Annotated in this window: 14 protein-coding genes and 2 pseudogenes; 10 read left to right on the top strand and 6 right to left on the bottom strand. The window is 57.6% G+C overall.

Going from position 1 to position 15,087, the window contains the following annotated elements; translation table 11 throughout:
* Positions 1-168 precede the first annotated feature (168 nt).
* A complete protein-coding gene (locus tag M1R55_RS31335) occupies positions 169-1,038 on the bottom strand; it encodes a hypothetical protein (protein ID WP_249396901.1) in 870 nt (289 codons plus the stop codon).
* Between the two features lie 423 nt (positions 1,039-1,461).
* Between M1R55_RS31335 and M1R55_RS31330 the strand changes: the two genes are divergently transcribed.
* The 4 genes from M1R55_RS31330 (at position 1,462) to M1R55_RS31315 (ending at position 3,567) form a co-directional block, all read left to right on the top strand.
* Positions 1,462-1,914, top strand: coding sequence for a helix-turn-helix domain-containing protein (locus M1R55_RS31330; protein WP_249396900.1), 453 nt, complete (start codon positions 1,462-1,464; stop codon positions 1,912-1,914).
* 62 nt (positions 1,915-1,976) lie between these two features.
* Positions 1,977-2,498 (top strand): PIN domain-containing protein, encoded by a 522-nt coding sequence (locus tag M1R55_RS31325; protein WP_249396899.1) that lies wholly within the window; start codon positions 1,977-1,979, stop codon positions 2,496-2,498.
* Between the two features lie 62 nt (positions 2,499-2,560).
* Complete coding sequence (locus M1R55_RS31320; protein ID WP_249396898.1) at positions 2,561-3,232, top strand: AAA family ATPase; 672 nt, start codon at positions 2,561-2,563, stop codon at positions 3,230-3,232.
* A gap of 2 nt (positions 3,233-3,234) precedes the next feature.
* Positions 3,235-3,567: a hypothetical protein gene (locus tag M1R55_RS31315; protein WP_249396897.1), complete on the top strand. Its 333-nt coding sequence runs from the start codon at positions 3,235-3,237 to the stop codon at positions 3,565-3,567.
* 95 nt (positions 3,568-3,662) lie between these two features.
* Here M1R55_RS31315 and M1R55_RS31310 read toward each other — a convergent pair whose 3' ends face one another.
* Positions 3,663-4,055: a hypothetical protein gene (locus tag M1R55_RS31310; RefSeq protein ID WP_249396896.1), complete on the bottom strand. Its 393-nt coding sequence runs from the start codon at positions 4,053-4,055 to the stop codon at positions 3,663-3,665.
* A gap of 688 nt (positions 4,056-4,743) precedes the next feature.
* Here M1R55_RS31310 and M1R55_RS31305 point away from each other — a divergent pair.
* Entirely contained in the window at positions 4,744-5,103 is a 360-nt protein-coding gene (locus tag M1R55_RS31305) for a type I restriction-modification system subunit M N-terminal domain-containing protein (RefSeq protein ID WP_249396895.1), read from the top strand.
* Complete coding sequence (locus tag M1R55_RS31300) at positions 5,100-6,140, top strand: YhcG family protein (protein ID WP_249396894.1); 1,041 nt, start codon at positions 5,100-5,102, stop codon at positions 6,138-6,140. Before M1R55_RS31305 ends, M1R55_RS31300 begins: the two co-directional genes overlap by 4 nt.
* A 49-nt stretch (positions 6,141-6,189) precedes the next feature.
* Here the strand turns inward: M1R55_RS31300 and M1R55_RS31295 are convergent, their stop codons facing one another.
* The gene (locus M1R55_RS31295; RefSeq protein WP_371827359.1) at positions 6,190-7,680 is read right to left on the bottom strand and encodes a HEAT repeat domain-containing protein; all 1,491 of its coding nucleotides are present in this window, start codon (positions 7,678-7,680) and stop codon (positions 6,190-6,192) included.
* 155 nt (positions 7,681-7,835) lie between these two features.
* The gene (locus M1R55_RS31290) at positions 7,836-8,228 is read right to left on the bottom strand and encodes a M48 family metallopeptidase (protein ID WP_371827361.1); all 393 of its coding nucleotides are present in this window, start codon (positions 8,226-8,228) and stop codon (positions 7,836-7,838) included.
* A 145-nt stretch (positions 8,229-8,373) separates the two neighbouring features.
* On the opposite strand from M1R55_RS31290, the gene M1R55_RS31285 reads away from it, so the two are divergent.
* Both M1R55_RS31285 and M1R55_RS31280 read left to right on the top strand, forming a co-directional pair.
* Positions 8,374-9,330, top strand: a complete 957-nt coding sequence (locus tag M1R55_RS31285; RefSeq protein ID WP_249396891.1) for a site-specific integrase — start codon at positions 8,374-8,376, stop codon at positions 9,328-9,330.
* A gap of 110 nt (positions 9,331-9,440) precedes the next feature.
* Positions 9,441-9,664: pseudogene (locus tag M1R55_RS31280) on the top strand (transposase); the annotation flags it as partial.
* Positions 9,665-9,829: 165 nt separating this feature from the next.
* Here the strand turns inward: M1R55_RS31280 and M1R55_RS31275 are convergent.
* Positions 9,830-10,015: pseudogene (locus M1R55_RS31275) on the bottom strand (Na+/H+ antiporter NhaA); the annotation flags it as partial.
* Between the two features lie 523 nt (positions 10,016-10,538).
* Between M1R55_RS31275 and M1R55_RS31270 the strand changes: the two are divergent.
* Both M1R55_RS31270 and M1R55_RS31265 read left to right on the top strand, forming a co-directional pair.
* Positions 10,539-10,775, top strand: a complete 237-nt coding sequence (locus M1R55_RS31270; RefSeq protein ID WP_249396890.1) for a hypothetical protein — start codon at positions 10,539-10,541, stop codon at positions 10,773-10,775.
* A 75-nt stretch (positions 10,776-10,850) separates the two neighbouring features.
* Positions 10,851-11,867 carry a chemotaxis protein CheB gene (locus tag M1R55_RS31265; RefSeq protein WP_249396889.1) on the top strand — a complete coding sequence of 339 codons (1,017 nt, stop codon included), beginning with the start codon at positions 10,851-10,853 and terminating at the stop codon, positions 11,865-11,867.
* A 1-nt stretch (position 11,868) separates the two neighbouring features.
* Here M1R55_RS31265 and M1R55_RS31260 read toward each other — a convergent pair whose 3' ends face one another.
* Positions 11,869-14,853, bottom strand: a complete 2,985-nt coding sequence (locus M1R55_RS31260) for a CheR family methyltransferase (protein WP_249396888.1) — start codon at positions 14,851-14,853, stop codon at positions 11,869-11,871.
* Between the last annotated feature and the right edge of the window lie 234 nt (positions 14,854-15,087).

Raw genomic sequence — 15,087 nt, 5'->3', positions numbered from 1 at the left:
GGAGCTGCAGCCTCATCAAGTTGACCCGTGCCACCGATGGCGGCCACCTGCCGGATGTGCTGTACCGCTGGAAAGACCTGGAGGCGTTCTAAGGCGACCGGGAGGAGTGGAACAACAAAACCCCGAGCTGTCCGCCGAAAGAGACGGGGCAACGCCGCTGGTAACTGATTATCCATCCCAAAGCAGGGACTGTTGTGCTTCTTGGAGCACAGCAAGGGTGCGGGGGTCCTTCAAGACTTCTCCTGCAGCCCTCAGCACCAACTGGAAGAACGCCACCTGACCAGGATGGTGCGTAAGCGTCGGGCAATGGGCTCTGATGGCACGGACCCGATGGCCCTCATAGGCTTCGGCCTGCGTCATTACACCGTCTAAAATCCCATAGCCCACACGTGGCACCGTCGGCTCAAGCAGGCGCGCTGAGACACGGTTAACTTCCTGGAACAGGTTTACTGATCCGGAGCCCTGTTCCGTCCAGACTGCCAGCTCGATCCAAGGATCGAACACCATTGCTGACTGTTCTTCGGCGATCAGTGCCCCGCCTGGGAGCAGAGAGAACGGCTTCGTCCCCACGAAGTGCACGTGCGGCTGGGGCTTCCATTCAAAAGAAACGGCAAAGTGTTGAGAAGAAAAGGGCATGAAGGACACGCGGTACACAGGAGTTTGCGTGGCTTTTGCACTGGGAAAGTGACCCAATCGGGCGAGGACATGTGCCCCACCGCTCCACGGCCACAAGGTGGCAAGATCATCTGTTTCCAAGGTGGAGGCCTTACGGGGAAAGACCTGATGGCGTCCCTGAAGTTCCTGAGTCAAGGTCTTCATCCATTCGGTGTGTGGACTGGCCAGGAAGCGGGTGTGTTCCTCAGTAGCCAAGCGCTTAGCGTCCAAAATGGGCAACCCCTTGGTTTGACAGAGCAGGCGCACCGTATCAAGCACTGACAATCCCTGCCTGAGCGCGCCACCAGCCAGGAGCCGTGGTGTGTGACCGTAAATGCGGACGAGATCCGGCCAAGGCAGCGAATCAGGAGAGGCGGAGTACACACCGCAGCGTAACGCAGGGCCTCATCGCACGTGTCGCTGCCTTCAGGGCAGAGCGCCACCCTAAGCCGCAAAAAATCCTTTCCACTGCTCAGCAACGTACTGTAGGCAGTAGATTGCAGCTGACATACATCCGCCAGACGAGGTCATCAGGGACGTTTTTATAAAAGGAATCAGTGTCGCTGTCCGGAAGGAAGCTATTGAGCGCAAGCTTGTCGGCGTCTTTGGCAGTTTCAGCACCCTGAAGTAATTTTAAATTATCGTACATTCTCCGTCTCAGACGCATTAAAACGGTTTAGTGTCACGTGAATTATAACGTTATTTAGACACGCTTTTCAACGTTGTTTATGGCGTTAATTAGGGCATTGACTCAATTCTCTGTATATCATTTTCACTTATTTCACTTAACTGCGCTAGACTGAGGTTATGACTCAGGCCTTCACTCCTTCACGCACCGAGCGGGAACAGCTTCAGGCTCTGGCTAAGACGCTGGCTCAGGCGGGTGAATCTGTCGAACTCCTCTTTGGCAATGGATCTCAAGCTCAGCGCATCAAGCTCACGCCCATCCTGGCCCGCTTGCTGCAAGCCTCAGTGGCAGAACTGGGAGCGGGCCATACCCTGGCTTTGGTGGCCACCGAGGAAACGGTCACACCAGCTCGAGCTGCCAAATTGCTTGGGGTCAGTCGGCCTCACTTGGTGAACACCCTGCTGCGTACGGGACAACTTCCTTTCCGCATGGTGGGCAAGCACCACCGCATTGCCATGAATGACTTACTGGCCTATCAGCAGGAGCGCGACCAGCGCCATGCCGCTGCCGATGCCCTCAGTCAGCTCTCCGAGGATCTGGGCCTGTACGAGCAGGATTCAGCGTCTCGGTGACAGCAGTCACCCCCACCAGACCCGAGGCCTTCTGCGACGCCAACGTGCTCTACCCTTCCCTGTTGCGGGACCTCTTGATCCGCTTGGACATCGAGGGCCTCTGCCGCCTGCGCTGGTCGGACGAGGTCAACCACGAATGGATCAATGCGCTGATCCGGGATCGGGGATTTGAGCCCGAGCCTTTGCTGAGGACCCAGGCATTGATGGACCGGGCGTTACCGCACGCGCGAGTGACTGGCTTCAGTCACTTAATCCCTGAATTGAAGCTTCCAGATCCGGATGACCGACACGTCCTCGCCGCGGCCCTGCACAGCAGGGTTGCTCACCTGATCACCTTCAATCGGAGTGATTTTCCTGACCACGCTCTTCCCTCAGCGGCCCCGCAAGTCGTCCACCCAGACGCCTGGCTGGCTCCAGTCCTGAGTCAAGACCTCCAGCTCACCTGCCGGGTCCTGCGTCAACTGGTGGCCCCGTTCCGGAAGCCACCCCGCAGCATCTCGGATGTCGCCGGCCAGCTAGCCCAGATTCTGATGCCGCAGTCGGCCCAAGTGCTGGAAGAGATGGTCGCGCAAGGCATCTGCTAGGCTGGATTAGTCAAGTTGATTTCAACGTTATTCGTGACGTTCAATCTCAAATGGAGGACAACATGATTTATGTGGTTGGCGGGATCAAGGGTGGCAGTGGGAAAACAACGGTGGCGACGAATCTCGCCGTCGCTTTGGCCTTGGATGGTCGGGACGTGCTCTTGGTGGATGCAGATGATCAGGAGACAGCCACGGACTTCTCGGCTTGGCGCAACGAACGGCAGGGGGGGCAGACAGGCTACACCGCCGTTCAACTCACAGGTCAGGCGGCCCGTGAGGAACTGCGGCGGCTCTCCAAGAAGTTCGAGGATGTCGTCATCGATACCGGAGGCCGTGACACCACCAGTCAGCGCGCCGCCCTCACGGTGGCAGACCTGTACCTGGTGCCGTTCAATCCCCGTAGTTTTGACGTCTGGACGCTGGAGAAGGTCGCCCGGCTGATCCACGAGATCAAGACGGTCAATCCAGAGCTGAAGTCCTACGCCTTTCTGAACCGGGCCGATCCACGTGGCAGTGACAACGATGATGCGGCCGAAGCACTGAGGGACACGGACGCCCTGGCGTTCCTTGACGCCCCTCTCGGGAACCGCAAAGCGTACGCCAACGCGGCCGCGCAGGGGCTGGGCGTGCTTGAACTTCACCCCGACGACCGCAAGGCCACCCAGGAGTTCGCGCACCTGTACCAACAGATCACCGGCCGGACCCCGCAGTTCGCCCTGGCGGAGGGCAAATAAGCATGGCGGTCTCCCGCGCCCCCAAACGCACGCCTGCCTCTGTGGCTCCTAATATCCCCGAAGATAAGGTGCAGGAGATCATTCGGCGTGGAGGCAGCGTCGCGGCTGACCTGACTCCACCACAAAATCAAACATCTGAAAAAATTGAGCCGAACGACCAAGCCCTGACGGACGAACTGAAAAATGTACAGCTGCGGCTCTACGAGAGCACTCTGCAGGAGATCGACCAACTTCGCCGTGCTCATGCCCGGGGACGTCGGCCCATCTCACGGCACTCCTGGCTCCTGGAAGCCATTGAGGAGAAACTTGAGAAAGAACGTCGAAAGCGACGTTAGATCCACGTGTATTTTAATCTTATTTTTAACGTTGCTGGAATCAAGTTCTGCTTATTTCAACGTCATTCTGGGACACCTGCTCTTCAAAGGTAAGCTCACCGCTTGGGGAAATCAGAAGCGTCAGGAGCGCTGCCAAACCACACTTCCTGCGCTGAAATCAAGAACGTTGATGGTCCTTCCTCAGCGTGCACCGGACTGAGGTCCGCCGTGATCCTGTCGGTGTGGACTGTCCATTCAATACCATGACTCAACACCACATTGGTCGTTTGATCCTCCAACAACGACAACCGATGGACGCCGCGGAACTCGAAACGGACCTTGCCCCATCCATCCGGAGACATCTGGTCCAAGACCTCAAGTTCCACGCTGACATGACGTCCAAGCGCTTCACGGGAAAAACGCAATTCCACCCGGTGAAGCACGCTGTCATGAAAGCTGACATGGCGCTCCAGCAAGGCAGGTAACTGACCAGCAGAGAGTTGCTCCATTACTGCTGATCGTGTCACACAATCTGCTGAACGAGCTGCATACCATCATCAACTGCGCCAGCTCAGGGTGCAAGCATTGCTGGACGTCCCTCACTGAGATGGCAGTGTTGAAGTGAAACTCGACTTTCCCATACCCTGAATGGGTCTGGACTGAACATTGGTACCCTGACCTAGGCTGGAATAGCGAACATCTTTCGCTTTCCCACACGTGCCGCGTATTGCGACGGGCGAATAGACATGAAAAATAACGTTGAAATCAACTCGATCTATAACATCAACACCATAAGCAGTGAAAGCCCTTAGGGCAGCGTTGAGGAGGCTGTGACGGTTTGAGATTACTGAAGGAATAACTTGTACATTGATCCATCCCCCACCACAACCATCGCCTCTTCCAGCACAGGCCCGAGCAAAGGCTTGCGCTGCTTAACCACCTACAGCTCATTACGCTTTCTACTCCAGAGTCGGCTTTCAGCAGCTTTGGCGGGCGCTGGAGCTGGCGTGAGATGAGTTATGGCAGTGAGCTTATGACGACTCAAGGAGCTTCGTCGTTGAATTTGAGGTTGGACCCCTCACCATGAATCGTTGATCCTTTCAGGGACACAGCAGGTGAGGAGAGCGCTTGGTATAAGGTTCCCCCTTTGCCTACAGTCTCTAGCCTTTTCCCTTACCCTCTAGACTGGCGACATTCATGACCAAAGCCGCCCGCACCGCCTCCCACATTGAAGAAGTGTTGTGGAGTACCGCTGACCAACTGCGCGGCCACGTGGACGCCGCATACAAACACGTCTTTTTGGGATGGGTCTCTCTCGACTCCATCAGTGACACCTTGAGCCTGCACTACGAGAAGGTCGAAGCTGCCTATGGTCAAGCAACGGCCGAAGACCGCGACGAGTGCGTGGCCGACGGCGTGTTCTGGATGTCCGAAGAGGCCCGCTGGGATGAGCCGAAGACAATGCCAAGCAGAGGACGATCTCGGCAAGCGGATCGACGCCGCCATGACCGCCCTGGAAGCCCTGATCAAAGCCAACCTCGAACGGCTGGGCTATGACGCGTAGCCTCCAGATGCCGGACGATTACGCGACCCTGTTGGGCAACCTGAAGACTCAGATTCGTCAGGCCCAGACGCAGGCAGCCCTCAGCGTGAACCGCGAACTGGTGCTGTTGTACTGGCAGATCGGGCAGTCCATCCTGGAGCGGCAGGGGCAAGCCGGGTGGGGCGCAAAAGTCATTGACCGTTTGGCGCAGGATTTGAAGACCGAGTTTCCGGAGATGAAAGGCTTTAGCCGCAGCAACCTGAGTGCGATGCAGCAGTTTGCGGCCACCTGGCCTGATCCTGCAATCGTCCAACAGCTTGTTGGACAAATCCCGTGGGGACACAATGTCGCCCTGTTGCAAAAAGTCAAAGATCCCGCTGCCCGAGAGTGGTATGCCCGCGCCACCATTCAGCACGGGTGGAGCCGCAACATCCTGATCCATCAGATTGACAGTCGCCTGATTGAGCGGCAGGGGCAAGCCACCAGCAACTTTGACCGCGCCCTGCCTGCTCCGCAATCGGAATTGGCGGGGCAACTGCTGAAAGACCCCTACAATTTCGACTTTCTGAGTTTAGGCACCCAGGCACTGGAACGAGACTTGGAACGCAGCCTGCTGGCCCATCTGCGTGACTTCATGCTGGAACTGGGCGTGGGCTTTGCCTTTGTGGGCAGCCAGGTGCACCTCGAAGTGGGTGGGGAAGACTTTTACCTCGACCTGCTCTTTTACCACCTCAAGCTGCGCTGCTACGTGGTCATTGATTTGAAGATTGGGGAGTTCAAGCCGGAGTACGTGGGCAAGATGAATTTTTACCTCAGCGCCGCCGATGACCTGTTGCGCCATCCGCAGGATGCCCCCAGTATTGGGTTGCTCCTCTGCAAGACCCAGAACAAGGTGATTGCCGAGTATGCTCTGCGCGGTGTGGAGAAGCCCTTGGGGATAGCCAGCTATCAACTGGCCGAAGCCCTCCCCGACTATCTCGAAGGCCAGTTGCCTAGCGTGGAAGAGCTGGAAGCAGAACTGAGTCGGCTGGAGGAGGGCGCAACGCATTGATCGCAGTCAGGCACTCATGGATGTCAACTGGAGCAGGTGCAGTTGATTTTTACTCTCTTGTCCTGGTCAGGATTTTTACGAGCTTGCCGAGGATCTTCCGGTGCCTTTGGTGGCCACCCAGAATCTTAAGCGCGCGGCGTGCGGCCTCCGCAACGGAGTACGAATAGCCCATCCCGCCGCCCCCCTCGATCCGGAAGGGCTTCTCATGCTGATCGAGCAGGGCCTTCAGGGCTGGACGGGCGCGTTCATCCCCAATCTCTCCGAGGGCAGTCGCCGCCTCCAGGCGCAGCACGTGATCCTCCTGCTGTGTCAGCCGCATCAGCAGCGGAACAGCCTGAGTGGCCTTGTGTTCGCCCAACCTCCGGGTGAGAGCAGAACGGACTATCGCACTGTCTTCCCGCTCCAGAAACTCGGTCAGGGCCGCGGTCACCACGGGTTCATGGAAACTGCCGATCTTGAGTGCCCACCCCTGCCGCACATGCTCACTGGCCTCCTGACGGTACAGCTCCAGTAATTGGGGGAGTTTGGGATGGAGCACAGCATTGGGCTGATATTCGACCGAGTATCGGCGCACGCCTGGGTCGGAATGCGTGAAGAATGCGTCGGGCACAGGCAGCGGATTATCGAATTCACTGTTCACGTATAAGCCGGTCGTGACGACGTGTTTCGATGTGAAGGCCAGTTCGATCGCCCGCCGGGTGAGGGCCTGCTCGCGTTTCAACAGGTACAAAATGCTTTGTGAAGCGTCCTGGTCGGCGTCCTGCTCCAAGGCCCAGAGGGCCGCGTCTCCCCAGGTGGGGAGCTCCATCGTCCTCATGGCATGAACGGTGCGGTAAATCTGATGCCCCTGGGCCTGGCGCAGGAGACGCCAACTGATGTCCCCCAACCCCTGGACACCGTTGGAAGCCAGGAGCGTCAGGAAGTCTGTAGCAATTCCCAAGTCCGGTTCCGACAGCAACGCGGATTCTAGAAGTGTCAGGAGATCGGCCGTGAGCGAGGGTACCCGCAGCAAGTTATTGAGCGCTGCTTTCCGTTGGAAGGAAGGCACCTGCTGATCAACGGCCACGAGAGCGGACTCGCCCGCGTTCAGAGGCAGGCCGTATCCGAACCAGGTCATCGTGTACCCAGCCAGCGTTTCACGCAGCCAAGTTTCGTACCAAGTCAGAAAATCCGGGAACTGGGAGAAGAAGGGGGCGTGCTCCATATTCCAGTCCACGTAGACGATGCGTCCCCGGTCAGGCCCGCTGACCATCAGCAGCACGTCATAGGTGCAGCCCTGCGTGAGCAGCGTCAAGGCGCCGTCGTAGACCGCTTCAGTGTCTTCGTCCAGACCAAGGACGTCGTGCCAAGCCCCGACCTCCGGCATCTGGGAATGGAGTGGAGACGGCCTCTTGAGGACGCCGCCTGTAGCTGTTTTCTCTAGGGGATATAACCCATAGGCTTGACCGGCACCACCATTTCCCACCTGCAAGAGGAAGTCACGGTATGGCTCTGGCAGGCGAACCGCGTGCTCTGTCTCAAAGGCTTCTACGGCGTCCACTGATAAAGGTGGGTTCAGTTTGAACTCGTGGGTCTCCGCTCCAAAGGCTTCGATCCCCTGGTCGCGAATGTCGGCGAGTTGCTGGTGAATATGGGCAATCCGGGTGGTGTCTATCTCTCGAGCATACCAGTGATCCCGTTCGCCCGAATCCGCTCCTAAAGCAAGGAACCGGGCAACTCGACCAGTCGATTGAGTCGCGCCCGTTTGGCTTTCCAGTCTGGCAAGACCCGGCCGAGGAGCGCGTAATAGGCCCGGGAGTGACTGAATTCAAGGGTGTGACACAGCTCGTGCAGCAGCACGTAATCGATGCATTCCTTGGGCGCCTGGATCAGCAGCGGATTGAAGGTGAGCCTGCCTGTCCGGCTGCAACTGCCCCACTGGGTCGCCATACTGCGCAGGCGGAACTCACCACTGTGCTGGATGCCGTAGTGCGACGCCCTCTCCAGGCAACGCTCCATCCGCTCGGCCAGCACCTGCTCGGCCCGTTCCCGCAACCACGCTTGCAGCACCCGCTCAGCCCGTTCAGGGGCTTTGGCCGTGACCTTCAGGCCCTGAAATTACAGCGGCCCTCACGCTGACCCACAACCAACCTTGAACGGTTCACGATGAGTTTGCCGCAGAGACATGCTTCTCGCCACCAAATCCGTTCCCTTTCGCTAAGACCTGTTAGCATAAGCTAATCTGATCAGGTCGATGACCACCTCTGATCCCAACCTCGCCCTCGTTCGCTTCCAAGGCGACGCCCTCGCTGCTGCTAGAGGCTGGACTGATCTCACCTCCGAGGAACGCCGCCGTCGAGCCATCGTCGCTGCCCAACAGTTAGATCCAGAATTACTCTGGTCGCTGACCGAAGCCCACACCTCTCTGTATGGGTCTGCAGGCGCGGGCCTGTCCGCCCGAACCGCCCGTGCGTATCGGGAAGGCATAGGCAAACTTCTTCAGCATGCTGATCGAACCGGCTTCAGCCTCATTCGACCCGAACGGGATGCTGGGGCCCTTTATATACGGTCACTCGAAGTCACAGGTTTGGCACCCTCCAGCATTCGCGTTCAGCTCGCCGCCGCTCGGGCCCTCTTCCGCGCCCTTCGTTGGGCTGGTGCTACTGCCCTCGATCCCTTCAGTGATGCTCGCCCAGTTCAAGACAAGACTGCACCCTGGGACAAACGCCAGCCCTACACCGACCATGAAGTCCAGGCCCTGCTCAAGATGGCCGCTCCCCGCGACCGAGCCCTCATTCTCCTCTGCGCTCACGGTGGCCTCCGCATTGAAGAAGCCCTGCAGTTGACTTGGAACGACCTTGACCTGCCCGGTGGCGTCCTAACCGTTCAGCACGGCAAAGGTGACAAAACCCGCCGCGTGACCCTCACCCGCACCCTGATTGCTGCCCTGCAAGTCTTGCCTCGAGCGGAAGCTGTGATTGGTGGCACACAGACCGCTGCCCGCCAACGCTTGCAGGTCATTGCCAAAAGGGCCGAAACCCGCTACCGAGGCTGGCATGCCTTCCGGCACTACGCGGGCACCCGCCTCGTTCGGCAAACCGGCAGCCTCGAGTACGCTGCCCGCCACCTCGGCCACAGCAGCATCGAAACCACCCGCATCTACGCCAAATGGAGCGACCAAGCCCTCGATGAGGCCCTCGCGGGCTGGTAAAAGAGGGGTCGTGCCCTTGTTTCATTGAACCCCTGTTTCACATGATGTTCAATGAATTTTACACCACTGACATACATAACTCATGCAGGCAACCCCTGGAGTGATGAGGCGGCCATTTACGCGCCCAGCGGCGCGCGGGCATTGAGGGCACGCTTCCACAGGGAGTTCGAGCCTTCGGACTCAGGGATGGTCGGTATCAAGGAGTGCAAAAACGTCTCTTCAGCAGGTGTTGACTGCCCTGGCAATCCATGCGGTTCGGCTCTGTGCCCGGCTGGACGGGGATCGACCCATCAGAACCAGGCTCTCGCGCTTCGCTCAACTGTGTGTCGCCTGAATTCGCCAGCAGAATCCCTTCCCCTTTGCACGCTCCCGCTAAGACATCGACGTATTCTTGGTCATGCAGTTTCTCCCTCCTTGCGATGACCAAGATCAGGCAGCCTGCGCTGAACACTGCGGCCAGCACGTAGGCCAACAAGACACCCAGTTTGGCCTCAATCAATAAGACCAAATCATCGAAGGCCAAATTCGAGACGAACAAGCTCATGATGAAGCCGATGCCTGCCAGCAGTCCCACGCCGATCATCTGGGGCCACTTGACACAGCGGCACTTAAACGTGCTGCCAGCCACGCCCACGACCCTCAAGGGTTTGCCCATGAAGAGTCCTAAGATAACGTTCAGCGGCATAGTGCTCAGCCCACCTGCGGACACGGCCACCCTGGCATTCATCAACGCAAAATGGGCAGTACCGCGAAGTGACCACCAGATGCAGGGCGCGATTCAGGCACACCTCAAACGAGGCCCGATGTTGCGATCTTGAAAAGGAAGTGAGGATGTCAGAATAAATGCCTCTGGAGCGCGGTGCTTTGGGCTCATACCCCAATTTGGGATCAAAAGTGCGCCCCAGCCAGCTTTTTTCGGGAATCACAAAAAATGTCGGTTGACCTTGTTGAAGTGCCAGAGGTCTTTATTACTTTTCCTCAGGGCATGACCTTATGTAATCCGCATCACAACACCCTTTACCTCAGGTAGTCTGAAGCCACCTCGGCCATCGACAATGCAGTCTGACTGAGCGCTCCAATCTTTGGGGTAGCTGTAGCAGTCATGGAACTGTAACGGTCCGTCCGTGTTTGAAGATTGTTTCTACGCTCACAATGTGAGCAGGTCTCCCGACTCCTTCAACTGCACGTTCCACGTGCGGGATGAACCCATGACCACTGACAGCCTGTTTTCCCATGAGCCTGATGCTTTCCCCAACGCAATTGTCCAAGCTCACCTCAGCGAGCTTCATTGCTCGATTTTAAAATATCGGCAGGAGGTTGCTGAGACAGAGGAACTGCTGCGTCAAAGTTCCCTTAAATTGGCAGCCAGCGATACCCGCTTAAAAAGAAGTGCAACTGTGCTCGCCCATCTCCACAGTGAGACACACAACTTCCGTCAAGATTGAAGCTCCTCCACCCTATGGCGCGGTTTGGTCGCTCAACAGAACCTACTGCTGGCCACGCGTCACAATAGAGACCATATGCTGACTGATCCTATTGTCGTCATTGGAGCCTCTGCTGGGGGTATAGAGGCCCTTCAAGCCTTGGTCGCTGGCCTTCCTCAGGAATTTCCGGCCGCCATCTGCGTTGTTCTGCATCTGAACGCTCACCATCCCAGTACTCTGCCCGCCATCCTCAGCCGCGCCGGGCCACTCCCCGCCCTTCACCCGCGTGACGGGGAGCTCCTCCAACCTGGACATATTTACATCGCCCCACCTGACCATCATTTGCTGGTGGAAGGAGACCGTCTGGGAGTCAAGAAAGGGCCGAAAGAAAACCGATTTCGACCCGCTGTGGACGCCTTATTCCGCTCTGCAGCGCATACTCGCGCGCCCCATGTCATCGGCGTTGTGCTGTCTGGTGTGTTAGATGACGGCACCTCAGGTCTCTGGAATATCAAGAGGCTGGGTGGAGTGGCGGTCGTGCAAGATCCTCAAGACGCGGCCTTCGATGCGATGCCGCGCCACGCCCTTGAACAGGTGGAAGTGAATTATCAGGTCCGTGCTCAGGAGATGGGCCCACTGCTGGCACAATTGGTTCAAGACTCTACTCTTTATCAGATGGAGGCTGCTATGGATGAACAGCAACGGGAACGGTTGGCGATGGAAGTCCATATCGCGGCTGAGGGACCAAAGTCTCCAGCAAGTGTGGGGCAGTTCGGATCCTATACACCGTTCACTTGCCCCGAATGTCACGGTGCCATGGTGCAGATTCAGGAAGGAGAAGGGTTACGCTTCCGCTGTCACACTGGCCATGCCTACACCTCTCATACCTTGTTGACTGAGTTGTCTGAAACCATCGAAGACAAGCTCTACCAGACCCAGCGCGCAATGGAGGAAGGCATCCTGCTGTTGGAGCGCCTCAGTCAACAGCTTTCCGGCACGCGGGCGGAGGCGTTGCTCCGTCAGGCCCGCTGGGTAGAGCAGCGAGCGAAAGTACTGCACCAATTGGCGCTCACGCAGACTCCCCTCAGCGACGGAGAACCGTTGGTGCAGTGACTCACGAAGTGCTGCCAAGGTCAGGGGCGTCCCCCATAAGGTTCTCGCTCTCCAGATCTGCACGGCGCAGCAAGTCGGTCACGTCTTCCAGCTTGAGCAGCACCGAGACGCTGTCACCATTGACGAGGGGATCCACCTCAACTTTCATCTGGCGCGGCCCGAGGTGCGGTACCTGAACATCAATCACACGCTGGGTGATGGGCTGCTCAGTGACGATGACATCCTGCAACAGTGCCATAAGTTCTACTGTGTCCAGCAAAGAATTGCCCACGTTGTACAGGTACTCGCCAATCAGGTGTCTCTCGGGGGTCTTGAACAAGTTGAGCGAGGCCCGGTTGACACTCAGCACACGCAACTGATCATCCAAAACCAGCAGCGGATCATGGATACTGTTGAGGATCCGTTCCACGTAAGCAGCGGTGTCCTGCATCCGCTGCTCCAGCGCCCTCATCAAGTCGATATTGGTAAAGGCGACCACGACGCCGTCAATGAAGTGGTCTGAAGTGCGGTAAGGGCTGATGCGCATCAAGTACCACTGGCCGCTTTTGCTCTGCACCTGCGTTTCAAAGCCTTCCAAGGTGTCGAGCACCTGCGTGATGTTCTGAGTGAGGGCATCGTAGTTCAAATTGACGGTGATATCGCTGATCAGACGTCCCACGTCCACAGGCATCAGGTTGATGACCTGCGAAATGCGGGGCGTAAAGCGTTTGATTCTCAGGTTGTTGTCAAGGAATACGGTCGCGATCCCTGCACTGTCCAGTAGGTTCTTCAGGTCATCGTTGACCTGAGCAAGGTCATGAATGACGCGGTGGTGCTCTGCATTGATGGTCGTCAGTTCCTCGTTGAGCGACTGAAGTTCTTCTTTGGAGGTCGTGAGCTCCTCATTGGTACTCTGAAGTTCCTCATTGGTCGTCTGAAGTTCTTCGTTGGTCGTCCTCAGTTCCTCCAGTGACACCCCCCTTTCCTCCACTGTGGCCTGCAATGTCTCCTTGCTGTACTGCAGTTCGCGCTGCAAGCTCAGGAAGGGATCCATCTGCTCTGGCATAACTTGCAGAGTGCGTCCATCTCCACGTTCGTGAAATTCGATCATCACCAGGGCGGGTATGCGCCCCTGCACTGCACGAACCGTGATATCTACGGCGCGCAGAGTTCCTTCCACTTCAACAGGTAAGTCTGTGCGCCGCACTTCACGGCGCTCTGTGATGGCCTGCCGCACAGCGGCGGGAAGCTCGTAGCGCAAGCTACCGCGACCCATTTCAAAGACATTGATGGGCGCCGTCCCTCCCGGCAATTCCAGATACCGGGCAGTTGGGCCGTGAACGAACAGAATGTCTCCCGACTCGTTGACCAGTACAGCAGGCGGCGCGTGGTGGGCAAGCAACAAGTCCTGAGCGAATTGTGCCAGATCTCCGGTTTTCGTGGGGCGTGCCGCTGACGGGACACCCCGCGCAATCGGGAGAGCCAAATTGGTGGGGCTGAAGAATTGTCCAACCGGTAATGGAGTCGGCGCTCCTTCTCCCCGGCCGTAGATTTTCCAGCGCTGGTCCAGCACGCTGAAGCGGTCCCGATCCTGTCCAGCTGTTTCACTGGTCCCCAGGAACAAAAGCCCTTCTGGACGTAAGGCAAAATGAAACACCGACATGATTTCAGTTTGCAGCTCACCGGAGATGTAGATCAGCATATTCCGGCAACACAGCAGATCGAGCCGAGTAAAGGGGGGATCACCGAACGTGTTGTGAAGGGCGAAGGTGACGAGGCTCCGAATCTCTGGACGCACCTGGTAGCCATCCTCAAACTGCTCGAAGGCACGCTGCAACCGCTCTGGAGAAATGACGTACTCGATCTCGCGTGGGTAGACCCCGGAACGGGCTTTTTCGAGAGCCTCCAGATCAATGTCGGTGGCAAAGATCTGTACCCTGAAGCCCAACTCCTCCTTGAGTTCTTCCATCAGCTCGTGCAGCACGATGGCGACCGAGTAGGCTTCCTCGCCCGTCGAGCAGCCTGCCACCCATACCCGCAGGTTGTCCAGATCTCGCTTGTGACTTGGGATATAGTTGCGCAAGTGTGCTTTAAGTTTGTCAAAGGCGTCGACATCACGGAAGAAGCTCGTGACATTGATGGTGAAATCCTGAAACAGCGCTTGAACTTCTTCTGGAGCATCTTGTAAAAGTTGCACATACTGACTGATGCCTTCAATCTGATGGTTTTTCATGCGGCGGTCGATCCGCCGCACCAGCGTACTCCGCTTGTAGCGGGTGAAATCCTGTCCAGTGCTTGCCCGGATCAGACGCAAGATCTTCTGAAGTGGGACACCTGCCTGACCGTCGGCCGCTGACATGTCCTCTGGACGCAACGTCGCCTTCTGAGTGACGAGGGTATACAGCCTTGGCGCCAATTCCTCAGCAGGCAGCACTTCACTGGTGAGCTGAGTTTCGGCAGCGCTGCGGGGCATGGCCGGGTACTCTGCGGTCTGCGGATCTTGCACCATGACCAGCCCAAAATGTTCCCGGATGACCTGCACGCCGTGCGTACCGTCACTGCCCATGCCTGACAAGATGATGCCCACCGCTCGCTCGCCTTGGTCTACCGCGAGCGACTCGAAAAAATGATCAATGACCTTGCCTTTCGCCCGCTCAAGGTCATCCAAGAGCAGCACACTGTTCATCAGCGTGAGGCTGTGTCCGGGCGGAATCACGTAGACCTGGTCTGGTTGGGCTGCCATCCCGTCCTGAATTTGAATCACGGGCATGCTCGTGCAGCGTTGCAAAATGTGAGGCATCAGTCCTTGATGCTGCGGATCAAGGTGTGGAACCACGACAAAGGCCATGCCGCTCTTCGCTGGCAGACTGAGGAAAAAGCGCTCATACCCATCCAGCGCGCCCGCAGATCCCCCGATGCCGACAATACTGCTGGGCCGAGCCCCCGAAGGCGTCTGCGGCTCGGACAGGGAGGCGGGCGCTTCAGATGGAGGTTGTTCGTCTGACATAGGAGGTTCCCTGGACTATAGGCTCTAGAAAGCGGGTGTCTCCGCACGGCTGGCCCTTAGCCTACCCAAGTCTCTCACGCCCCAACCGCCCGACATCATTATTAATGCATTGGGTTATCTTGGTTCCTCAGCCCTCCAACCTTCTGTAGGCTTAGTCTCAAGTGCAACAGCATCATCGGCAGTAGGACAAGCGACCACGCCAATCCTTCCGACTCTGCACAACGACGCAACTCT

Origin of the sequence: Deinococcus sp. QL22 (assembly GCF_023370075.1) — a bacterium.
Classification (GTDB): domain Bacteria; phylum Deinococcota; class Deinococci; order Deinococcales; family Deinococcaceae; genus Deinococcus.
The sequence above is the reverse complement of the archived record's forward strand: the minus strand, read 5'-3'. Positions and strand labels throughout refer to the sequence as shown.